The sequence below is a fragment of the Aequorivita xiaoshiensis genome (assembly GCF_022008395.1).
Classification (GTDB): domain Bacteria; phylum Bacteroidota; class Bacteroidia; order Flavobacteriales; family Flavobacteriaceae; genus Aequorivita; species Aequorivita xiaoshiensis.
Window position 1 is genome coordinate 61,618 of the sequence record NZ_JAIRBB010000012.1, and the last position, 24,525, is coordinate 86,142.

Sequence of the window (24,525 nt, forward strand, 5' to 3'; positions counted from 1 at the left end):
CTTCTTAAAAAAACCTTAAAATAAATGTTATATTTGATGCTCACCCTGTTTCAACACTCTTAATTTTGGTAGTTATTAAATTAGGTTGAAAATTATTTATTTAATCTATGATGGTATCAAGAAAATACTTCAAAAGTTATAAAGTCATTAGGCTTAAGGCAAATATCTATATAACTTTTTAAATTCGATGGAATAATTATTATGGATGCATTTAGAACACACAATCAAGTAATTTCAGAATATAGAAGTTATTTAGAATCTTTTTTAAATATTAGTGATGATAGAATTAAGACAGAAGTAAAAAAAGCTTTTAATGAGGAAGGTTTTATTCCTCAACCTCTTATTCAATTTAATCCATCTTTCCAGAGAGATCAATCACTTCAAGATCTGGTATCTCAAGGAATAGTACATAAAAACCTTCCTACCACATTTGGAGATTTTAAATTATATAAGCATCAAATTGAAGCGATAAAAAAGGGAGTAAACGACAAAGGATTTATTGTTACTTCTGGAACGGGTTCGGGTAAGTCGCTAACTTTTTTGGCAACTATTTTTAATCATGTTTTCAACTTTGGAGAATCTAAACCTTCCGGTATAAAAGCTATTCTAGTTTACCCAATGAATGCTCTTCTTAATTCTCAAGAACAAGAAATTAAAAAGTATCAGGAAGAGTATCAAAGGAAATTTGGTGAAGATTTTCCAGTTACTTTTGGGAAATACTCTGGGCAGGAAGTTAGTTCTACACGTGAAGAAATCAAAAAGAATCCACCAGATATTATTCTTACTAACTATATGATGCTTGAGCTAATTATGACCAGGCAAGGGGAAGGTTGGTTAAGAGATTCTTTATCAGAGTCATTAAAATATTTAGTGTTTGATGAATTGCATACATATAGAGGTCGTCAAGGTTCTGATGTAAGTATGCTTATCCGGAGAATTAAAGGAATTTGTATAAATGAGTTAATTTGTATCGGTACTTCAGCTACTATGGCTAGCCTTGGATCAGTAGAAGAAAAGAAGGAGGCCGTTGCTAAAGTAGCTAAAACCATATTTGGAGAGGAATATTCGGCAAAACAAATTGTTAATGAGTATTTAGAGCCTTGCACTAATGGTCAAACTCCAGAAGCCCCAATCTTAAAATCCTATTTAGAAAATGAAATCCCACAAGGAGATGAGGTTGCATTTATGACTAATCCATTAAGTAATTGGATAGAAACAGAAATTGCTTTAAAGTTAAATGGAGATGTTTTAGAAAGAGGAACGCCGATGACAATCGACGCGATAACTAAAAAGTTATCTGACTATACTGGTGTAGAGTTTGAGATTGCCAAGGGAAAAGTAACCATCTTATTAAAATGGGCTGAAAAGCTCAATGAAGATAATCGTCAAAGAAAGACTAATCAATCTTTTCTTCCTTTTCGTTTTCATCAATTTATATCGCAAACAAGTAATGTTTCAGTCACATTAAATTCTCGATCCGAAAGATATATTACAATTCAATCAAATAGATATGTCAAAGAAGGTGATCAGGAAAAATTATTATACCCGATTCTTTTTAGTCGATATTCCGGAATAGATTTTATCTGTGTAGAGAAAGATGTTCAAACACGTACTTTATTGCCGCGGAACCCAAAAGACCACGTTAGATCCCTTACACTAAAGGAAGGGAAAGGTGAGGATTTAAACGAGTATAATTTTAGGAATGGATACATTATTCTTGACGAGGGTGAAGAGTTTTGGGAAGATGACCCGTTGGAGATAGTTCCCGAATCTTGGTTACGCAGCAGTTTAACTTCTTTTTTGCCGTATTATCAGTGGCATATGCCTCAGCCAATATATTTTGATGAAGAAGGAAATTACTCTGATACCCCTGATTATCCTATAAAAGGATATTTTATCCCTGTGAAATTACGAATAGATCCAACCGCGGGAATTATATACGAGGATGCAAAAACTAATGAGAATACTAAGTTAATGAGTCTTGGTAATGAAGGAAGAAGTACGGCTACAACTATTACAAGTTTCGCCGTTATTAATTCATTATTTGAACAGGAAGAAAGTGCGAAAGATCAAAAACTTTTAAGTTTTACTGACAACAGGCAAGATGCCTCGTTGCAAGCAGGCCATTTTAATGATTTTATTTCCACAATTAAACTTCGGGCTGCCTTATATATAACAATTAAGGATTCGGATGCTAGTTTAAATATTGAAAACATTGCCGAAAGAGTTTTGAAAGTATTGAATTTAAAGGAAATCGATTATGCCAATCCCAATTTAATGAGCGATGATCCAGACTTTCCCGAAATAGAGAATATTAGAGCAATTAAAAACTATATTTTATATAGGCTATTTCAAGATCTAAAAAGAGGTTGGAGATATACGCTTCCAAATTTAGAGCAAACAGCTTTGTTAAAAATCGAATATTTTAGACTTGAAAAATTAGCTGGGAAGGATGATCGTTTCGCAAACATTCCTCTTTTCAATGCAGTATCAGCTGAAGAAAGATTTAATATGCTAGAGCAGTTCTTAAACTTCTTTAGAACTAATTTCTCTTTATATCATAATATTTTAGTTGATAAAAGATCGGAGATAGAAAGTTTACTCCAAAATCGATTGGATAATAAAAAATTATGGTCCCTCGATCACAATGAAAAATTGGATAGTCCCACATATTTGGTCAGCCGAAATCCAGGTAGATCTAGACAGCGGGGACTGTATTTTGCTTCTATTGGAGTGCGCTCGGGAATTGGAAAATATTTTAAAAGAAAGTTTGCTGAAGCAGATATAGCAAAACCTAATGTTGATGAATATACTGATTTTATTGAGCAACTATGTGAGCTATTAGTCTCTACTGGATTCTTAACTAAAAATGAAAACATACGCGGGAAAAACGGAACGGTAACAGGATATCTCTTAAGATCTGATAATTTAAGATGGATACCTGGTGATGAGGAAACAGTTCCTGTGGATGATACACGAACAAACACATATAAAGATCTCGATCTTAAACCTAATATGTATTTCCAGAGGCTGTACAAAAATGATTTCTCCAAATATGATAAAGAAATTATAGGTAGAGAACATACGGGACAACTTAATAATGACGATCGAATAGAGAGAGAAGATGATTTTAGAGAGGGTAAAATTTCTTCTTTATTCTGTTCTCCAACTATGGAGTTGGGTATTGATATTGCAAATTTGAATATTGTGCATATGCGAAATGTTCCACCTAACCCGGCCAACTACGCACAGAGAAGTGGTCGTGCTGGACGTGGTGGACAAACTGCACTGGTTTTTACTTATTGTTCAGGCTGGTCGCCGCACGATCAAAATTATTTCAAGGCTTCAGAAACCATGGTTGCAGGTTCGGTAGTTCCACCGCGTATTGACCTGATTAATGAAGAACTTATAGCATCGCATTTAAATGCTATTATTTTGATGGAATTATCCATTGGAGAATTGAGTACCTCCATAGCTGAGCTTTTGGATATTTCAAATGAGGTTGAATTGGAATTGAAACAACGAATTAAAGATCATATAGATCATGGAATAGAACTTAATAGAGAAAAGTGGATTAAAAATTTCAAAAGAGTGGTTTCCTCAATTGAGCAGGATTTATCATCTGCTTGGTGGTATTCTGATGATTGGATTGAGAAAAGGTTGTTTTCTTTTAAAGATAGATTTGATTCTGCGTTTGACAGGTGGCGAAACCTATATAAAACAGCGAAAAAAATGAATGCCTCCGCACACTTAGTCCTGAATGATCCACATATCAGAAAAGAAGATAATGAAAGATATCGTGAAGCTTTAAGACAATATCATATTGCTTTAAAACAAATTGAATTATTAAGCAATCAAAGCAACAGAGAATTTGGAGGAGAGTCTGAGTTTTACGTTTTCCGTTATTTGGCATCTGAAGGCTTTCTGCCTGGTTACAACTTCACCAGGCTACCTGTTAGATCATTCTTGGGTTATAAGCATAAAAATGAAGGCGAGTTTATTTCTAGACCTAGATCCGTTGCGATTAAAGAGTTTGGTCCTGGAAATACAATCTATCATAATGGAAGTAAGTATTCTATTAATAGAATGCCTGTATTGGACTCTGAGCAATTTCAACAAAAAATAAAAATATCGAAGGACACTGGTTACATATTTCTTAATCAAGACGCTGAAATCGCGAATAATGATCCCATAACGAAAGCCGAATTAAGAGGTGAGAATTTTGAATTTAGAACCAACCTCGTTGAATTAATGGATTCTGAAGGGATTCCTAGAGAAAGGATTTCATGTGCAGAAGAGGAACGAATTTCACGTGGCTTTAATGTTCAGGAATACTTTAGATACACTTCCGGAATAGAGCATACCAAAAAAGTGATTATTAAAAATGCGGGAGAACCTTTACTGAACCTTATTTTTGGTCAAGCTACTGAATTAATCAAGATCAATAAAAAAGCAAGAAGATCTTCCGATGATAGCGATGGCTTTGCAATCGATCAAAGAAATGGGAAATGGGTATCTCAGAAAGATTTGGAAAATGAGGAGGTTAAAAACAACTCAAAGGATGTAATGCTTTTTGTTAGGGAAAACGCCGATACTATTTATATCCAGCCTCTTGCAAGTCTTGAATTATCAGCCGATGAAATTATTACGTTGAGTTATGCTCTCAAAAGAGGAATAGAAAGGCTTTTCCAAGTAGAGGAACAAGAGATTGGAGTGAGCATAATGGGCGATCAAGAAAATCCAAATATGATGATCTATGAAGCCGCCGAAGGTAGTCTTGGAATCCTCAGTCAATTAATCGAAGAACCAACTAAACTTAATGAGTTATTTGTTCAAGCTTATGGCTCAATGCATTTTAATCCTGAAAACCGCGAAGAAACGGAATACGGGAAAAATTTACCTAAAGCTACTTATGAAGATTTACTATCCTATTATAATCAGAGAAATCATGATATTTTAGATCGCCACAGTATTAAAACAGCCCTGGAACAATTGATGGATTGTGAGATTTCTACAGTACAAGAAGGAAAAGATTACGAAGAGCAATATCAATTCTTATTGGATTCTTACGATAAAAATAGTAACACAGAACTACAATTATTACGCTATTTGTATAAAAATAAGTTAGCCTTACCAGATAAGGCTCAAGTAAATGTTCCTGAATGTTATGTAAGCGCAGACTTTGTGTATAATACAGAAAATGGAGCTACATTAATTTTTTGCGATGGAAATGTTCACGATCTTCCTAGTGTGTCAGATACGGATGATGAAAAACGACGATGTGTTCGTGACGCGGGTTACGATGTTATGGAGTGGCACCATACAGAACCTATGGAAGATTTAGTCAAGAGAAGAAAAGACATATTTAAAAAAGTTAAATAGCATATGCAGATTATACATAAACCAGGAACACTGGTGACCTACCGAAACAGGGACTGGATGGTTTTACCATCTGCTGACAAAGATTTATTAAGAATAAAACCACTTGGAGGGACTGAGGAAGAAGAAACAGCAGTATACCTACCTCTAAAACTACCAGGAGAGGAAGTAAGCTCTGCTAGTTTCCCATATCCCAACCCTTCCGATATAGGAGCCTTTGATACAGCCCGCTTATTATACGATGCATTTCGGCTTTCTTTTAGAAATGCAGCTGGTCCCTTTAGGTGTATGGGTAAATTGTCATTTAGGCCCAGATCATATCAACTTGTACCTTTGGTGATGGCTTTGAAAATGGATGTGATTCGCTTGCTGATAGCAGATGATGTGGGGATAGGAAAGACCGTTGAAGCACTTCTTATTTTAAAAGAAATGATGGAGCGAGGAGAGGTTAGACGTTTCGCTGTTATTTGTCCACCTCATCTGTGTGAGCAATGGGAAAAAGAATTAAAAGACAAACTGGATATTGATGCTGAGATAATTAGATCTAGCACTGTTGCTAAACTTGATAAACAAATTCCTGATGACCACAGTGTGTTCCATCATATTAAAGCCCAAGTTATTTCTATTGATTATATAAAATCTGATCGTCGACGAGGAATATTTTTAAGTGATTGTCCAGAGTTCGTTATTGTAGATGAGGCACATACGGCAACCTTACCTGAAGGGGCTACTTCAAGGAACCAGCAACAACGTTACTCACTTTTACACGAAATGTCAAAAGATCAAAATAGGCATATACTGTTGTTAACTGCTACGCCACACAGTGGTAAGGATAGCGAATTTGGTTCTCTTCTAGGTTTGTTAAAACCCGAATTTGAACAAATTGATTTTGAGAAAATAGACCAAAATGGTAGAAGAAGATTAGCACGACACTTTGTTCAAAGAAAGCGAGAAAATATTGTTCGGTGGTTAAATGAAAAAACGGAATTTCCAGAACGTGAATCTCTAGAAATTGGGTTTAATATGACTGCAGAATATATAATGTTCTATCATAATTTAATCCGATTTGCAAAAGGAGTTTCTTCTAAGGACGCATCAAACGAACAAACAAAATTACTGAGGTCTTGGGCAGCAATAGCCCTGATTAAAGGTGCAATGTCTAGTCCAGCAATGGCTATGGAGATGCTTGCAAATAGAGAAAATAAACTTATTGCCGATCATACCTTAGAACAATTTGACCTGAAAAATACGCTATTTGAAAATGAAGAGGTCTCAAGTGATGTTCCAAGGAGAGATTTAATGGAGGGTATAGATTTCAAACAGGACGAATTATCGGATTTGAAAAGTCTTCAAGAAGAAATTATACTTATTGACCAACAAAATCTTGATCAGAAAATTAGTCGAGCAATTAATATCCTCGATAAATGGATTAAGGAAGGTTTTTATCCAATAATATTCTGCCATTATATTCCTACAGCCAATTATGTAGCCGAAAAACTTAAAGAGCATTTTCCAAAAAATATCCATATTGAAGCTATTACTTCTGAGCTGGCTGATGAACAGCGAAAAGAAAGAATTGAATTAATGGGTAAAAGTAATAAGCGTATTTTGGTTGCTACCGATTGTTTAAGTGAAGGTATAAACTTACAAGAGCACTTTACTGCGGTACTTCATTACGATTTACCTTGGAATCCCAATCGATTAGAACAAAGAGAAGGTAGGGTCGATCGTTTTGGTCAGACCGCACCCATAGTAAAGACCTACTTACTATACGGTGAAGATAACCAAATGGATACTTTTATCTTGGAAGTTCTTATCCGTAAAGTAAAGGAAATAAGTAAGGCAACCGGAGTATCTATTACTATTGGAGAGAATAACGCTTCTCTTATGACAGAGGCGGCTAGAAGGCTATTCCTGGATGAAAATAGTAATGAGGGTATTCAACAAAAGCTTTTTGTAGAGGATACTATTAAAAACGAATTAGAAAGCGCGAGACGTAAAGGTGAAAATCTGCGTAGCATTTTCGCTCACGAAACTATTAAGCCAGAATTAATCCAAAAAGATTTAGAAGAGGTAGATGAGGCTATTGGAGATATTAAGACTGTCGAAGAGTTTGTTAGAAATGCAGTGCAATTATTGGGTGGTACTTGTATTCCTGATGCAAAAGAGATAAAAGACGGAAAGTCTAGATACCTTCTCCATCCTCAAAACCTTCCCGCGCATTTAAAAAGAGCTCTAAATTCTGAGAATGCGCTTAAGGTAAGTTTTGATTCCCCAACACCTAAGGGGTATCGATATTTAGGTAGAAACCATCGTTTTGTAGAGTTGCTGTGTCAATTTCTTATCGCTTTAGCATTCGAACCTAAAAGAGAGTATGGTAAGGTGGCGCGAGTTAGTGAAATTCAAACCGACTCTGTTCAAACCAGAACTACGCTCATTGTTTTCCGAGTAAGAAATGTTATCAGTGAAGTGGCAACTAATCGTGAAACAGTGGCAGAGGAAATGTACCTGTGGGGTTATGAGGCACAACCAGATGGCCTTAAAACATTAGAATTTGACACTTCTAAAAAGCTATTGGCTGAAGCAAAAAGCCTTTCTAACCTTCCCGTTGAAAGACAAGCGGCAGATATTGAGGAGGAATTAAAACGTTTTGAAACAATGAAAGAAGAGTTTATGGAAATGGCTAACGAACGAGCAGACAAGTTAGTGGGAGCTCACGGTCGTTTTAAAGAATTAGTTGGAGGCAGACGTTTTGAAAAAGCCACTCCAGTTTTACCGCCAGATGTCATGGGAATTTATATTCTTCTTCCTAAACCAAAAGCCCTTTAAGCCATGAAGTATTCAGCAATCAACATACAGGGTAATATTATTACCAGCGATATTCTTGAGAAAATAAGGAGAGAGGATATTCGCTTTCAAAAACCTATCGACTTCGGATTAAACCCGACGTCCTCAGTTCGTGATGAAATAAGCCTTGCTTGGTCTTTAGCCTCATCACACTGGAAAGCATTTCAACAAAAAAGAGAAGGTTTACGAGAAACCGATACGGGTACTACTGAAACGCGAAGAATGTGGTTGATACCATTTCTACAACTTTTAGGGTACGACATTAGTGTGGCAAATGCCGAAATAATAAATGGTAAATCCTATGCCATTAGCCATAGAGCGACAAACTTAGATAGGTTTCCTATTCATATTGTGGGAGTAAATCAAAAACTAGACACTAAAAATGATGGAGCAAGATTGTCTCCTCACGCGTTGGGTCAAGAATATTTAAACAACCACGAGCATTTATACGCCCTAGTTAGTAACGGTAAAAGCCTACGATTACTACGTGACGCAACCTTATTAAGCCGATTAAGCTTTGTAGAGTTTGATTTACAACGCATGATGGAGGAAAATCTATATGCGGAATTTGCACTGCTCTACAGGTTTTTACATGCAACTAGGCTCCCGAGAAAAATAGAAGATGCACCAGATTGTTTTTTAGAGTTTTACCATGTGGAGTCTCTTGCCTCTGGATCTCGTATTCGCGAACGTTTAAGCCAGGCGGTAGAAATTTCCATAAAAGATCTTGCCAATGGATTGTTGTCTCATCCGGATAATAAAGAATTGCGGGAACTGATTTTAGATGAAAAAATGACTTCAAAGGATTTTTATCTCTACAATTTAAGAACAATCTACCGAATCTTATTCCTGTTGGTGATTGAAGACCGGAAATTGATATATCCCGAAAAGTTGGATTCAGAACAAGTCCTAAAGCAAGAAATTTATTATAATTATTATAGTTTACAACGATTAACCAACTTGGCAGAAAATCTCATTTACATCGATCCTAAAAAGACCGATTTATGGAGTTCTTTACTTACAACATTTTCATTATTTGAATATAAAGAGAATGGGAAGAAGTTGGGAATCGCTCCATTAGGATCTGGACTATTCCACCCAAGCTCACTGGGCAAATTGCGAGAGCAAATTTTAGATAATGAAACACTCTTGGGAGTGCTCCGTTATTTGGTGTCTTTTGAAAATGAAAACAAACAACGTGTTCGGGTTAATTATGCCGATTTGGACGTCGAGGAGTTTGGATCTGTTTACGAAGGACTATTAGAATATGAGCCTAAATTTGAAGTGAGTTTGGGTGTTCCAGTCTTTACGTTTGTAGAGGGAGACGAACGTTCAAGTAGTGGCTCACACTATACCCCAGAGGAGTTGGTAAAACCTTTAATTGACCATTCTCTACAATATCAAATTGAGGAAAAATTAAAAGAAGCCGATCCTGAAAAAGGACTACTGTCCTTGACTGTGTGCGACGTTGCTTGTGGTAGTGGGCATATATTACTGTCTGCAGCCAGACGAATTGGTTTTGAACTGGCAAAAGTACGAAGTGGGGAAGATCAGCCCACGCCATCTTTATTGCGTATAGCGGTGCGCGACGTAATTAACCATTGTATTTATGGCGTAGATTTAAACCCATTGGCGGTTGAGCTTTGTAAGGTAGCCTTATGGCTAGAAGCCCACCAACCTGGAGAGCCGTTAAACTTTTTAGACCATCATATTAAATGTGGAAATGCTATTGTAGGCTTAGCACATTTTGAAGAACTTAAAAACGGGATTGCTACAGAAGCATTTAAAACCTTACCAGGCGATGATAAAGAGGTGGCAGCTACGTTTAGAAAAGCCAATGCCGACCAACGAAAAACAAAAGGACAATTAAGTCTTCACGACCTTGAAAAAGTTGAAAGCAGTATTAAAGATATCCAACAAGAATTTGTAAAGTTTTTAGACCTACCAGAGCAAACACCTCAACAAATTGAAGCTAAAACTAAAGCCTATGAAAGCCTTACTTCAGGCAAAAAATGGTTCAGGATAAAACAGCTGGCAGACTTACAAGTTGCACAGTTTTTTATTGCTAAAACAGAAGAGAACCGTGAAAAGCTTACAACAGAAGCCAAATACCAAAACTATTTAAATACAGGAGCACAAATTTTAGATCGTGGAGCTTCTATGGCAGTGGCTGCTGAAAAGCGAATTTTTCATTGGTTTTTAGAATTTCCTCAAATATTTAAAAATGGTGGTTTTGATTGTATTTTGGGAAATCCACCTTATAGAGGGGGATTATTCTTAACGAATGATTATGGCGCTCCTTTTACATCATATATTAAGTTTAATATTAATAATCAAGGAGCAACGACCGATTTAGTGGCATTTTTTTTCAGAAGAATAAATGCATTAATAGCGAAAAATAGATTTTGGGCATTAATAACTACTAATTCCATTTCAGAGGGAGATACTAGATTGAACTCTTTAGACTATTTAGTTCAACGTGGTGATATAGTTATGGCTCTTCCATCACTAAAATGGCCTGGGGAAGCAACACTTCATGTTACACTTATCTCGTTCTATAGTGGTAAGTGGGAGAAAACTTGTTTTTTGAATTCTGAGCAGGTGGATAATATTAATTCGAAATTAACATCAGGTGAGGAAGAACTTAACCCTATTAATTTAGCTCAAAAAATCAATGCATATTTAGGCACTACTGTTTATGGTAAAGGGTTCTTTCTAAATTCGGAAGAATATAAAACTGCGTTAAATCTCAGTAAAAATAACTTCGAAGAAGTAAACAAATTTTTAAACGGTGATGATATTCTGAATAGGGAAGATTCTATGCCTACCCGTCATGTTTTGAATTTCCAGAAATATAAAACTGAAAAGAATCTTCAAAAGGCCTCTTTACTTTATGATTTTGCAAAAAATAGAATATTTAGTGAAAGACAAAAAAGTTCAAGTAAAAGAAGGCGTGAAATGTGGTGGTTATACACTTCACCGGCGTCAAAGATATATGAATCTATTACTAAATTAGAGAATTGTATTGTTACATGCTTTACAAGCAAATATATTTTGTTCACTAAAGTTCCAACTAAAAACACAGTATTTTCAAATGCCGTTATTGTTGTTTGTTCAGATGATTTCGGTGTACTTGGAATCTTATCAAGCACTTTGCATGAAGTTTGGGTTCAAAAATACAGTTCAACTTTAGAAACTAGGCAACGATATGCTGTTTCAGATTGTTATAACAATTTTCCATTTCCAATTTTAAGTAAATTATCACAAAAATTATCTGAAGACTTAGAATTTTTAAGGAGGTCTTCATTGATTGAATTAAAAACTGGATTAACTAACTTATATAATATGGTTCACAATCCTACAATAGTAATTGAATCTATTCTCAATATTAGAAATCAACATAAATTAATTGATGAGAATGTTCTAACCGCTTATGGCTGGCAAGACATACAATTACGCCACGATTTTTATGAAGTTGAATATTTGCCAGAAAATGATAGAGTACGTTATACTATCCATCCTGATGCTCGTAAAGAAGTTTTAAAACGTTTATTACTTTTAAACCACGAACGCTTTGAGGAGGAAGCAGCAAATGGGCTGCATAAAAAGAAAGATGTAGAGGCTTATTTTAAGCAAAAAGGAAAAGAAATTCCAGAAGAAATATCGAAGCATTTCTCTAAAAAGAAAACAAAAGCTTCTAAGCCTAAAACCACTAAAAAAACTACTAAAGTCAAAGAACCCACAGCCAATTATCAACTAGATTTTGGGAGTTCAGTAGTTTCAAACACTTCAAAGGTGCAAATTAAAAACTCGGATAATAAACAATTTCATTACCACCTTACTCCAAATGCCGTTAAAGGCAAGTTTACTGGAGAGTTTAAACAAATAACTCCAGATTCTGCATTAGCACAGGCTATGTTAGGGAAAGGGGTTGGAGAGAAATTTGAGTTTGGGGGTGTGGAGTATGAGATTGTTAAGATAGAAAGTTAATTAAAAAGAGTTTTATTATGGAATTTTTTACGGATGCTGATATTTCTCTTGTACACTCTTCGGGTGATAAGGAGGTAAATAAAGAGACACACAGAAAATTAGTTGAAGTTTACAAAAAATTAGAACATTTATGTAAACTTCTAAAAAAACATGGCTTTGAATACGAAATTAGAAAAGACCCTAGAAGCCAAGGTGGAGGTTTTAAATATTTTCAGACATATCAATGGGCTAAAGTTTATCCTCCAGGTTTTATAGAACATTGCAGAGGAAAGTTCAGTTATATTATTGGAGTTTCCTCTGATGTTCACTTCCATATGATGGGAATTGGTAATTATCAAAATAAACCAGCTTCCGTGAATGCAAGTGAAATGAGTTCTCGCCAAACACCTCACCAAAACTCGAGTTACGAGGTAATGGTTCAGGATTTCCTTGGGTTCGATAAAAGTAATAGAGATTTATTTACTAAAACAGGTGCGGAGCTAGGCATCGAATATTGTCAACATATTATGGAAGAAAACAACTTAAATGATATTGTAAGAATTTTAAAATTTAAAAACCAAATCATTCTACAAGGACCTCCTGGCACCGGGAAAACACGATTAGCAAAAGAGCTTATTAATAAATTTATTACCGTACCAGATTCAATATCAAACGAGCTCATTGCAAAATATCTTAATTCAAATCAGATAATAGAGTCTCCGGGAAAATTAAAAAAATACACCATATTAGAAGTAGATGACCAGAATAAGAGGGTTCAAATATCAAGGGAATCAGGAACCACAGATTACACTTCTTTTCAAGATATTTTAAATGCTTACGATCAAAAGCTTTGGGAGAATTCTTTAGATCAAAATGGTCCAAGAAGAGCGGCTTCCACTGCTAAATATATTTATGACCAAATTAAAAAAGCAAAGTTATCCGAACAATCTAAAATGATTCAATTTCATCCGTCTTATACCTATGAAGATTTTGTTAGAGGGATTACCGCTAAACCAAATCAAAATGGCGATGGAATTTTTTATGAGAATGAAAACAAAACTTTAGGCTTATTTGCAAAAAAGGCTTTAGAAAATTACTTAAAAAGTAAAAACCTATCTACCACACTTTCTAAGGAATTGTGGCTTGATGATGTGTTTAATGGTTTTATTCAAGAGATTGCTGAAGACTTAGGAGAAGATATTCTCCCTTTAACAAAGAAGGTGAATATGATTGGTTTGGATGAAGATGCTTTTCGCTATAAAGGAAAAAGTTGGGAGAGCAATGGTAATAGAATGTTATTTAGGGATATTAAACAGGCCTACTTAGACGGTAATAATACAAGACAGGATATTGTAAATAATAAAAGCTTAGCGGGACTAGCTAATTGGCACGCTACATATTTTCTGGTAGTTTTAGAACGGTTTAAAAAGTATTTGATCGATAACACAATAGAATTTAACCCAACAATTCAAAAAGAAGTAGCACTTCAGAATTATGTATTGGTTATCGATGAGATTAATCGTGCAAATCTTCCCTCTGTATTAGGAGAATTAATTTATGCTTTGGAATACCGAGGAGAAGAAATCGATACAATGTATGAGATAGATCGTTCGCGTAAAATAATCATCCCACCCAACTTATATATTATTGGCACTATGAACACTGCTGATCGCAGTGTAGGTCATATAGACTACGCTATCAGGCGAAGATTTTCATTTGTGGATGTCCTTCCGAATAAGGAAGTGGTTCATCCATTGGTACAGAATTTATTTAAACAGGTTTCGAAGCTGTTTGTGAAAAATTATGATGAAATAAACTGGGCAAATCCAGAACTAGAAAAATCAGAATTTCTGGTGGGAGATTTCAGACCGGAGGATGTGTGGATTGGTCATAGTTATTTTATTACTGAAAAAACAGACGACGCAGAGGCCTTAGTTGAATTAAAATTAAAACTGCAATATGAAATAAAACCTCTGTTAAAAGAATATGTGAAAGATGGGATTTTAACTGCAGCGGCAGAGGAAAAAATAAAAGAATTGGATGAATACCTTGACTAAATACCCTTTAATTGTTTCAGAACATTTTAAAGGTAAAACGGACTTGTTTAATGATGAAAAAAGTGTTTTTGCCGAAATCGTCTTTCCTAAAAACAGAGGAAACGAAATCTGTGCCCAGGTTAAAAAATCTTCAGAAGAAAAACAAGCCAAGCTCGAAACCTCTTATTTTATAGGTATAGATAGATTTCCAAATACAGACCAAAGCATCTATGTGCATCCCAAACTCAATAAATTTTCAGATGAAAGTACAGAAGATTGGGTTGAGGTAGATTATATGAAAATGCTTTTCAAAAGCCTAAGCAATCCCGAATTAATGAATGATTTAGATGAGTTATTTATTATTAAATGGGATGAAGATGAAATTGAGCTTTATGGCCAACAAGATCTATTAACGCCATTTTTAGTAGTACAATTTTTGGGTGTTATGAAAGACATTGTTCGAAAGGGTCTTAAAAAATCATATTATCGAGTTGAGAAAAACTTAAAGAATCGGGTGAAAGGGAAAATACTCATCGGCAAGACTATAAAGCAAAATCATTTTAAACATAAATATCTTAATAACTATTGCAGTTATGAAGAGTTTGGAATTAACGGAATAGAAAATCGACTCCTTAAGAAAACACTTGAGTTTGTTGAGCCTTATTTGTATAGTCATGCAGGTATAATTGAGGGAGACGGCTTAACCGATTTGTTTAATTTTATAAACCCTGCCTTCTCACAGGTACCTTCTAACTTTGATTTTTCAGAGCTACGAAAGGTTAAAAAAAATCCCTTTTATAAGGACTATACCCAAGCCCTGGATCTAGCTGAAAAGATACTTCGCCGCTTCAGTTATAACATTTCCAATTCAAGTAAAACGGAAATCAAGTCTACTCCTCCTTTTTGGATAGACATGAGTAAGCTTTTTGAAGTTTACGTTTTAGGGCTATTAAGGAAAGAGTTTTCTGACTCTGTATTGTTCCAATATAAAACGCATTGGAATGAACTGGATTATATCTTAAATAATGAAAAATATCAACTTGTAATCGATGCTAAGTATCGACCGCTTTACGATAAAAAAAGTTATGATATTCAAGATATAAGGCAAATAAGTGGTTATGCTCGTTTAACATCCGTCAGAGAAAAACTCGGTTTAAAGAATAATGATGAAAGTCAACGTATACTAGATTGTTTGATTATCTACCCTACGTTTGATGAGAATTGTACAAATTTTGAAGGAAGATATTTATTGTCAGATCCGATACAGAATTTTAAAAATATATATCGAATTGGGGTTAATCTACCGATTCAGGAATTCCATTAATTATGATTATTAAGAGCGCATATTACATAGAAGAAGTCAAGAGACTGTTAGATGAAATTGTCGGTGTAAATGTAGTTAGAGAATTTTACGATGAGAATGATTCGTTTTCTTTGTCCAATGCCCCACAACATATAGATCAAGATAAAGTTCCTCCATTATTGAAAGTTGCATGGAATATACTAGGCCGTGGAGATACAACGCGCGCATCATTGAGAATCAGTGAATATTTGCTTAATAAATACTTTCCGGAACATACCCCTTTTAATTTTTCGAAACCTGAAATTAAAGCTGGGGTCAATTTAGATTCTACTCAGAAATCTGACCTGATTTTATTTTTGAAAAATTACAATTCACTTGCTGAAGAACAAATAAGTGACTTAGGCCTATCAGTTTACAATTTATCCAAGTGCATTCAAAAAGGAATTCTTTTCGCCCAAATTCAAAAAACGATGCTTTTGGTACTGATGTCAAATCCAACCGAAACTGAATTTAAAATTAATGGAATAAGTGAGGAAGAATCACAATTACTTCAACAAGATTTGAATGAACACTTTATTGCACTTAATGATCTCATAGAAAAGGATGAGGAACCTATTCCTTTACTCAAAGAAAACCCTAAAAATAATATAATTACGATTTCTGTCAATAATCCAATTGCCGGCGCTATAGTATTGGAACAGAATGTCAAAAAAGATAATGGTCCAACGTATTATACAATACTAACTGACCGTCGAATCCGATATAGGTCTTTAGGTAAAATCGTTATCTCCGAAAAGGATAAAGGAAATGGAGAAAAACAAGAAGTCCATTCATTTAAATATAAAACACAAAAACAGCAGCGAGCATTAAAATTTTTCCTAAATAACCTTTTCAGAAATTCAGCTTTTCGAGCTGGGCAGGAAGGAATAATAAATAGAGCTTTATTAGGTAAAGATGTTATAGGCCTTTTGCCTACGGGAGGTGGAAAGTCCTTGACTTTTCAATTATGTGCTTTATTGCATCCAGGAGTAACAATTGTTGTTGATCCTATAAACTCATTAATGAAGGATCAGTATGACAAATTATTAATGAATGGTATTACAAATTCCACTTTCATCAATTCCTTTAACGATAGAGACGAACGAGCTGAGAGAATGCAAATGTTGGCAGAAAGCAAATACTTGTTTTTCTTTGTTTCTCCTGAACGCCTGCAAATGGAAAACTTCAGGCAATCACTTTGGAGTTGTAGGGATACAAATGTATTTTTCAGTTATGCTATTATAGACGAAGCGCATTGTGTTTCGGAATGGGGTCACGACTTCCGTCACGTTTATTTGAATCTTGGGAAAAATCTAAAAACCTTTTGTACTCCAAAAGAAGGAAATTTGACAATTTTCGGCTTAACAGCTACAGCTTCTTTCGACGTTTTAGCAGATGTTCAAAGAGAACTCGATTTACCCGATGAAGCAATTATAAGTTTGCCAGCGGAGGCTATTGACAGGAAGGAGTTAAACTTCAACATACTTTCTATTTCTACCGAGATTGAATCAGGTTTGGAATATTATGTAAGAGAGAACAGATTAGGTGCCAGCAAGTATCCTGTAATAAAAAAGTGGTTACACGATTTACCTTCGAAGATAAATAGTTTGGAGAAAAAATATGGTTATCTCGCACCTACCGGTGATTTTTATGGCAAGACAAATGACGAATATAAAAATGCCGGAGTTATTTTCTGTCCAACTAAGTCAACAAAATTACCAAATGGAGTAATGTATTTAACCCACGGGCAAAATCAAGAAGGTGGAGGACTTTCAGATTTATATTTTTTGGATATAAAAACTTTTTTTGGCAGTGGTGACGACAATGTTGTTCTAGATAATCAGATAGAGAAAGCCGCCGGGGAATCTTACAGCAATCAAGATGCCTTTATCAAAAATCAAGCAAACTTAATGATCGCTACCAAAGCATTTGGTATGGGAATCGATAAACCAAATATTCGATATACTCTTCATTATTCCTTCCCAAATTCGGTTGAAAGTTTTTATCAAGAAGCAGGTCGTGCAGGCCGCGATGGAAACCCTTCCATCTGTTCTATAGTATATCACCCCAGGGATATTGAAACCAATTTAGACTTTTATCAAAATGCTTTTAAAGGGATTCAAAGAGAACAAAAAATAATTGATGAACTTTTAGATGAGGTCCAATATGAAGATGGTTTTTTCCTGAAGGTTCTAGAACGAGAGGTAAAAGATAAATATCCAGAAGTACGCGGATTAAATCTTCATAACGATCGATATGTTTATATCAATGGACCTTGGCATGATATTCCGGGACAACGCGTTTCTATAGGGTTGTTGGATTTGCAAAGAGGCCTAATTACCTACGATAATGCAACCAAGAATTTTGACAAGAGCCAAGCAAACCAAATTTTAGAATACACTAGGAAGAAACTCATGGAGCATTGTCCCGAAAAGGATTACTTAGCGTGGTTTAATACGAAATCTACAGATGGAATTAAAACTCTCATTGAAGGCGAAAAGAGTGAGAATTATATTTTAAAAATAGGATTCACTAATCGCATTGTATCTGATATGAATGAGGTTATTAAAAGTATTGGCTATGACGATTTTGAGGAACGTATAATACGAGCGGCTTATAATTTCAGTACGAATGAGGATGATTTCCTCGATAGTTTAAGATACCAATACTATAAATTTCAAATGAATAAAATAGGTTTTGCTAGTCGCAAATTTCAACCCAATCCAGATACTGAAAAATTTCTATTAGACAATTATTCAGGGATAAGAAATTCATCTGACACTCAAAGAGCAATATATCGATTGAATATTCTCGGTATCATTGACGATTATGTTATTGACTATGATGGTAATATGATTGAAGTTCGTTTTAAAGCCAAAACAGATAAGGAATATCGAAATAATTTCCAGAAGTACCTTAGAAGATACCTTGGAATCCAAACCTCAAAGTATTGGCTTAAGAAAGTGAATGAGGTTGAAGAAGATTCAATTTTAAAGAAAGTACTGTATGTATTAATCGAGTTTATCGAAAGTGAGATAGCAGCTAAACGAAAGCGCTCTATCGAATATATGCGAGATTTATGCGAAATTCAAATAGAGCAAGGAGAACAAGAGTTTAGGGATAGAATGGTTAGATATTTTACTTCAAAATATGCCAGACAGGACTATTTGCCAACCGACACCCAAAAAGGAACAAAGGAAAACTGTGCTATTGTAAAAAAATATATAGAGTATATAAATAATCCTCCAGATGGATTGGGAGGCCAAATAGACAATGCTAAACACTTAAGAGGTGCATGTGATAACTTGCGAATAAACATGACTGACAACGCAAGTATCGATCTATTAACTTCGTTCAGTTTGTTCGCATTGGAATTAAAAGAAGAGGACACTCTCCAAGCTATGAACGACAAGCCTTTGGTAATCAAAGCCGTTTCTCTTTACCGAGAAGGTTTTAGGAGAATGTTGCGTATAGATTCTTGGTCTGAAGTTTTAGATCTAATTAAACTTTTCAATGAAAGAGTACTGGATTTTAATTCTGAAATAAAACCTTTAATGAGTGAACTTACGTTCGAATTAATTACAAATAGAACCAACTATAAACTGAAAGAGCTACTGGATAAAATATCAGCATAATGGAAAAAACAATTACCCTACAAAAAGAGTTCGAAGGATTAATATCTGAACTAGATCGACTAAAGACATTAAACGAAATTACTGCTACAAACAGCACTAATGCCAAAAACACTATTGATGAAATCAAATCTTTCATCACTGCGGTTGAAAAATTCAAAAAAACAATAGAAAATGACTATGAGGCAAAAAAAGAAGACTTAAAAAATATAGAAAAGTCTTTAAAAGAAGTTATTGAATCTCTTAACAAAACAAAAAATGAAAATACTGAACTCTATCTGAAAGAACAGAAGGAGTTTGCTGATAAATCAAACAAAATCATAGAAAAGTTTGATAGTAGCTTAAAAAATGAGATCGAGAGATTTAAAAACGAAACGGAGATTGTTAAAAAGACTATTAAAACTCACGTCAAAGCATTCACTGAAGCAACTACGAAACATTTAAGTGAGGAAACTTTAAAAATTCAGGAAGCTCTTACAATTTCAAACGAAAAGCAAAATAGTAATTTTCAGGTAATACAAAATGATCATAAAGATCAATTTACAACACTAAAAAATGTTTTAACCGAAATTAAAACTTCCTTTGATCGTGAAGTAAGCGATTTAAATGAACTAATAGCCAGTAATAAAGATTCATTGGCAAAAGATATTACGCTTCTTCTTGAAAAAATTGAGCACCAAAATAAGAAGGTTAATCAAACAAATAAAATCATTGTCATTTTTCTTGTCATTTCAATTCTATTATTAGGTGTTTTGGTATTTCAGAATTTTTGACTAATTATTTAGATAATGATATTTACATAATTTAAAAAAGTATCGATTTATAATCATGAAAATCCAAATCATCCAAGCCATAAAAACCTTCGATATCAACGAGCTTGATGCATTGCTCGAGGACGGTAAGTCTTATATGGAAGTTACCAAAACTAAATTCTTACAAAGCTTAGCGGAATTATTTGAGACTCTTAAAGATGAAGGTTGTACTGCATTCGATGATGTGTTTTTTGGAGCCTCTCAATCGTGCTATTGGGATGGGGAGGGAATGACGTTTATTACCAACCAAGGATTTTATCTAGACCTCTATATAGAAGAGAAAGACGGAAATGTAAACGACATTTATGTTTGTTATGACTTGGTTAATTTCATTGAGTTATATAAGGAATACGATTTAGGCTTTTGTTTCTACCATGATGAAAAAATTGGCTTTATCCCAGATTTAGATTATGTAGCCATACGTGATGAATACAACCAATTACTAGCTGAAATAGAACTTCTGATGCCAACTACAAATCTTGATGGCTTGGAACGTTTATATCCCACTTATCAGAAGCTTGAGAAACTTTTGGATAAGTTTGGTCTTTTTATAGCCTTTGAATACAGGCTGTACAGTAAAGCATACGATTTGATAATGGAAATCGAAAATCTATTCCAAATAAAGGCAAAAGAGCATGTTGCAATTGACGCTATAATTGATTTTCAAAAAGCTAAAACTGAAAGAGAGAAACTGATTTGGTACTTTAAGAATAGAAAAGATAAATTAAGCTTATTCAATATTTCAATTCCTGAAGACCTAAATAAAGATCCATTTATAACGCACAAATCTGATAGTTTAAATATTAAGATAGATGTTTCAGGTTATGAATATGTATTGGAATTTTTTAAGCAATTGAATGAGTTGTACCATGAATTTATGAAAAAATACGAACCTCTTCCAGAGCAAATTGAACAGGCTTCCGATGGTGCCTTTCAATATAATCTAGAAAGCTTCTTAAGATTGCCCAATAAACATATAGACATTATAGATAAGTATAGCGGTCCTGCATTCTAAAAGTAGTAGTTAAAATCTCTAGATGCTAGCGCCAAAATTAATTAGAGAATGACTAACCGACGTTTTGCAAACCTTATAAATTTCCAACCAATGAAATCAAGATTTAATTTTGCATTTCTGTTTATTCTTTTCAATTTGTCACTTTATTCTCAGGAATATAGGGGGCCAACTTGGGTGAATTTAGAAGATGGTATGACTAACACGCTTAAGTTTACCAATACGGATATTTTGAAAAGCAGTAATGGCTTGACGTTTAAAGCAACCTGGAAGGAGGATTTAGATTTATCTGATGAAGAATATGCCTATGGAGGAATTTCGGAGCTGCACGTTTATAAGGGACAAAGACATATTCAAACCATTAAGAACATTGTAGATTATATTGCTTTAGGCTATGTTAACCTTACTTTTTTCGATTACAATATGGATGGCTATTTAGATTTTACCGTTCCAATTAGTTGTGGAGGATCTTGTTATGAAAAGTACTACCTATATAATCCTAAAACCAAAATGTTTACACATCAAAAAGAATGGGATTATTTAAGAATTTGGAAGTTTAATAAAGCTACAAAACAAATTCGCAGTGTTCCTGATGGTAATGCTATGAACGCAAAACATTATTTATATAAGGTTGATGGTCTTAAACTAATAAAGGTCAAAACAATTGAATAGCTAAAGCGATGATTGTGCAGACTGCAATTTACGGTAGAGAACAGAGCTCATTGTAAAACTAGTATCAGCTTAGTCTATAAACCCTACAAACAAAAATTTCCCGACATATTTTTACGTCCTAAGTCTTTACGTCCTACGTCCTTATGTCCTAAGTCTTTACGTCCTACGTCCTAAATCCTTAAATCCTACTTCCTACGTCCTTCCATCCTACGTCTTAAACTCTACAACTCGCACCTCACAACTCCTAGACATTTTTTAAATTCAGCATATTTCTTCTTAAAAAAAATAGATTTAACCTGGTGGTCAAATCTATTTTTCGAATTGTTGCTATTTATAACTAATTAAGCGTGTTGTAATTCGTGCTTTCCCTCTTTAATTTCTTCAATTAATTTACTATTGAATGCTGGTAAATCGTCTGGATTTCGGCTAGTAACAAAAGCTTGATCAACAACTACTTCCTCGTCAACCCAATTCGCACCAGCGTTTTCTAAATCTTTTCGGATAGAAGCGTAAGATGTCATTTTTCTACCTTCTACAACTTCTGCATTAATTAAAGACCAAGGGCCGTGGCAGATAGCTGCTACTGGTTTCTTTTGTTTAAAGAAATCTCTAATAAATTCGATAGCATCTTCATTAGTACGTAACTTATCAGGATTAATAACGCCACCAGGTAATACTACGGCATTATAATCGTTAGCGCTAACATCCTTCAGCACCCTATCTACTTCGTATTCATCACTCCAATTTCCTTCACTCCAACTTTTAATTTTTCCGGAGTTCGGACTTACAATATGAACGTCAAAGCCTTCCTTCTCCATCGCTTCTTTTGGAGATTTTAATTCACTCTCTTCAAATCCATCGGTTGCCAATATGGCTATTCTCTTATTCATAACTTTAATTTTTTAATTAATTAATTTTTCTTTTATGTAAAGATAAGATTCACAGCGCGTTTACTATATTAAGTAAATTGTAAACCTGTGATAAAAAGCGTTAAAATCATTAAAAATTATAGAAGTGCGAGCTTGTAATTTTTGGTGGTAGGTAACTCGCTTCTCTAAAAGTTAATCTAATTCTTGCCAACAACATTATACATTCCTTTGCCTAAACAATTTGCCAAACTATTTCTTTCTTTTATGTAATTTCATTTAACTCGTGCAAGTGGAATTATTTTATTTACAAAAGTGTTTTCACATATCGATTTTTAAAACTTTTAATTTGTAGGACAATAGGTTTATTACACTTTAGAAGAGATTGGTTAAAGTGTTTTTTTATTTATCATATTTTCTAAATTTTTTACATAACTTCATAAAATGAAAAAGCTGAAAAACGTATTAAAGTTTCTTCTTTATACCATTGCACTACTAATAGCAGTTTTTTCTATACTTTCAATTTTTAGAGATACTGAAAATCGCATATTAAAAATGATGGATTTTCCTCGTATTCAGTTTTTTATAATTTCAGTATTTTGTTTAATTCTAATTTTATCCGTTGTAAAAAAATGGAGGTGGTACAAGTACTTGATATTGTTATTTATAATATCTGGAATTGTTGTAAATGGATCATATATAATAAATTATACACCGTTGGTGGCTGAAATTGTACCAACTTCAAAAACTTTAAGTTCTACAGATGCTCAGATTAGCTTGCTATTAACTAACGTTAAAATGTCTAACAGAAATTCCCAAAAGCTTATTTCCATAATTAACCAAAGAGATCCTGACTTAATTTTAGCCATGGAAGTTGATAGTTGGTGGGATAATAATCTTGACATCTTTGTTAATGATTATCCTTTTTCGCAGAAAGTTATATTGGATAACACTTATGGAATGATTTTGTACAGTAAGCTACCCTTCTTAGAAAAAGAAATATATTATCTCAATAACGAGAATGTACCATCATTTGAGAGTACAATTTTATTAAACAATGGGAAAAGGCTTAGTTTGTTCTGTATGCATCCTGTACCGCCAACTCATTTTAAAAAGTTACCTGATAATGCCGGTCAAAAAGAAAAGGCTTTGATGAAAATGGGTGCAATGATTAACAAACGGAAATATCCAACAGTGGTTGCTGGTGATTTAAACGACGTGGTATGGTCTAATGTGGATAAATTAACTAACACTAAAAGCATACTCTACGATGTTAGAGTAGGCAGAGGTTTCTTTAATAATTTTAATGCTGAGAATTTTCTAATGAGGTGGCCATTAGATCACGTATTTGTTACCGATGAATTTAGTGTGAAGAAACTAGAGAGACTTTCAGATATTGGTTCCGACCATTTCCCTATGTATATAGAGCTTGTACTTGAAGGGCAATGAATTAATTGAGAAATTCCCCGTTTTGAAATCAAATTTGAATTGTTGAGATATATAAAGAATTATAGTAGTTAGTAGTGAATTCTATCTATTTGGTTTACTAGTTTAGTGTTTTACAATAGATAGTTATGCTTCTTTTTGAACAACACTCCTTCAATTCCCCCTCTCTTTCTCTCCGTTCTCGCACAAACGCTACCTGATTAATTTAACAACGATTTTTGCATAAACACAACATTTGTTCTTGATCCATAAACTTCTCGCCTAAATGATATTTGTCCAAACAAAAAAAATCCCGACATTATATCGAGATTTCTTTTATAATTTGTGACTTGGCTGGGGCTTCCTTCGACTCCACTCGGGATAAACTTCTCGCCTAAATGATATTTGTCTAACCAAAAAAATCCCGACTTTATATCGAGATTTTTTTTTCAATTTGTGACTTGGCTGGGGCTTCCCTCGACTCCGCTCGGGATAAACTTCTCGCCTAAATGATATTTGTCTAAACAAAAAAA

Annotated in this window: 10 protein-coding genes and 2 pseudogenes; 11 read left to right on the plus strand and 1 reads right to left on the minus strand. The window is 34.2% G+C overall.

Translation table 11 applies throughout. From position 1 onward, the window contains the following. The first annotated feature begins 201 nt into the window (after window positions 1–201). From K8344_RS12005 to K8344_RS12045, 10 genes and pseudogenes are all read left to right on the plus strand, one after another. Window positions 202–5,382 carry a DEAD/DEAH box helicase gene (locus K8344_RS12005; RefSeq protein ID WP_237608929.1) on the plus strand — a complete coding sequence of 1,727 codons (5,181 nt, stop codon included), beginning with the start codon at window positions 202–204 and terminating at the stop codon, window positions 5,380–5,382. 3 nt (window positions 5,383–5,385) lie between these two features. Next, the gene (locus tag K8344_RS12010) at window positions 5,386–8,208 is read left to right on the plus strand and encodes a helicase-related protein (protein WP_237608930.1); all 2,823 of its coding nucleotides are present in this window, start codon (window positions 5,386–5,388) and stop codon (window positions 8,206–8,208) included. An 810-nt stretch (window positions 8,209–9,018) separates the two neighbouring features. Beyond that, window positions 9,019–10,770: pseudogene (locus tag K8344_RS14305) on the plus strand (Eco57I restriction-modification methylase domain-containing protein); the annotation flags it as partial. Window positions 10,771–10,932: 162 nt separating this feature from the next. Next, a pseudogene (locus K8344_RS14260) lies at window positions 10,933–12,216 on the plus strand (type IIL restriction-modification enzyme MmeI); the annotation flags it as partial. Window positions 12,217–12,233: 17 nt separating this feature from the next. Then, window positions 12,234–14,252 (plus strand): AAA family ATPase, encoded by a 2,019-nt coding sequence (locus tag K8344_RS12020; protein ID WP_237608931.1) that lies wholly within the window; start codon window positions 12,234–12,236, stop codon window positions 14,250–14,252. Beyond that, window positions 14,236–15,555, plus strand: coding sequence for a 5-methylcytosine restriction system specificity protein McrC (locus tag K8344_RS12025; RefSeq protein WP_237608932.1), 1,320 nt, complete (start codon window positions 14,236–14,238; stop codon window positions 15,553–15,555). The genes K8344_RS12020 and K8344_RS12025 overlap by 17 nt, the downstream gene beginning before the upstream one ends. A 2-nt stretch (window positions 15,556–15,557) precedes the next feature. After that, on the plus strand, window positions 15,558–19,208 hold the full coding sequence (locus K8344_RS12030; RefSeq protein WP_237608933.1) for a DEAD/DEAH box helicase: 3,651 nt from the start codon (window positions 15,558–15,560) through the stop codon (window positions 19,206–19,208). Further along, a complete protein-coding gene (locus tag K8344_RS12035) occupies window positions 19,208–19,978 on the plus strand; it encodes a V-type ATP synthase subunit I domain-containing protein (protein ID WP_237608934.1) in 771 nt (256 codons plus the stop codon). Before K8344_RS12030 ends, K8344_RS12035 begins: the two co-directional genes overlap by 1 nt. 55 nt (window positions 19,979–20,033) lie before the next feature. Beyond that, complete coding sequence (locus K8344_RS12040) at window positions 20,034–21,032, plus strand: hypothetical protein (protein WP_237608935.1); 999 nt, start codon at window positions 20,034–20,036, stop codon at window positions 21,030–21,032. A 90-nt stretch (window positions 21,033–21,122) separates the two neighbouring features. Next, window positions 21,123–21,701, plus strand: coding sequence for an XAC2610-related protein (locus K8344_RS12045; RefSeq protein ID WP_237608936.1), 579 nt, complete (start codon window positions 21,123–21,125; stop codon window positions 21,699–21,701). A 341-nt stretch (window positions 21,702–22,042) separates the two neighbouring features. On the opposite strand, the gene K8344_RS12050 is transcribed toward K8344_RS12045, so the two are convergent. Further along, window positions 22,043–22,591 (minus strand): type 1 glutamine amidotransferase domain-containing protein, encoded by a 549-nt coding sequence (locus K8344_RS12050; protein ID WP_237608937.1) that lies wholly within the window; start codon window positions 22,589–22,591, stop codon window positions 22,043–22,045. A 420-nt stretch (window positions 22,592–23,011) separates the two neighbouring features. Here K8344_RS12050 and K8344_RS12055 point away from each other — a divergent pair, with 420 nt between their 5' ends. Continuing rightward, window positions 23,012–24,016: an endonuclease/exonuclease/phosphatase family protein gene (locus K8344_RS12055; RefSeq protein WP_237608938.1), complete on the plus strand. Its 1,005-nt coding sequence runs from the start codon at window positions 23,012–23,014 to the stop codon at window positions 24,014–24,016. Window positions 24,017–24,525: the final 509 nt, after the last annotated feature.

Coding starts and splice junctions, on each gene's coding strand:
- K8344_RS12005 (WP_237608929.1), top strand. CDS start 202: ATGGATGCATTTAGAACACACAATCAAGTAATTTCAGAATATAGAAGT.
- K8344_RS12010 (WP_237608930.1), top strand. CDS start 5,386: ATGCAGATTATACATAAACCAGGAACACTGGTGACCTACCGAAACAGG.
- K8344_RS12020 (WP_237608931.1), top strand. CDS start 12,234: ATGGAATTTTTTACGGATGCTGATATTTCTCTTGTACACTCTTCGGGT.
- K8344_RS12025 (WP_237608932.1), top strand. CDS start 14,236: ATGAATACCTTGACTAAATACCCTTTAATTGTTTCAGAACATTTTAAA.
- K8344_RS12030 (WP_237608933.1), top strand. CDS start 15,558: ATGATTATTAAGAGCGCATATTACATAGAAGAAGTCAAGAGACTGTTA.
- K8344_RS12035 (WP_237608934.1), top strand. CDS start 19,208: ATGGAAAAAACAATTACCCTACAAAAAGAGTTCGAAGGATTAATATCT.
- K8344_RS12040 (WP_237608935.1), top strand. CDS start 20,034: ATGAAAATCCAAATCATCCAAGCCATAAAAACCTTCGATATCAACGAG.
- K8344_RS12045 (WP_237608936.1), top strand. CDS start 21,123: ATGAAATCAAGATTTAATTTTGCATTTCTGTTTATTCTTTTCAATTTG.
- K8344_RS12050 (WP_237608937.1), bottom strand. CDS start 22,591: ATGAATAAGAGAATAGCCATATTGGCAACCGATGGATTTGAAGAGAGT.
- K8344_RS12055 (WP_237608938.1), top strand. CDS start 23,012: ATGAAAAAGCTGAAAAACGTATTAAAGTTTCTTCTTTATACCATTGCA.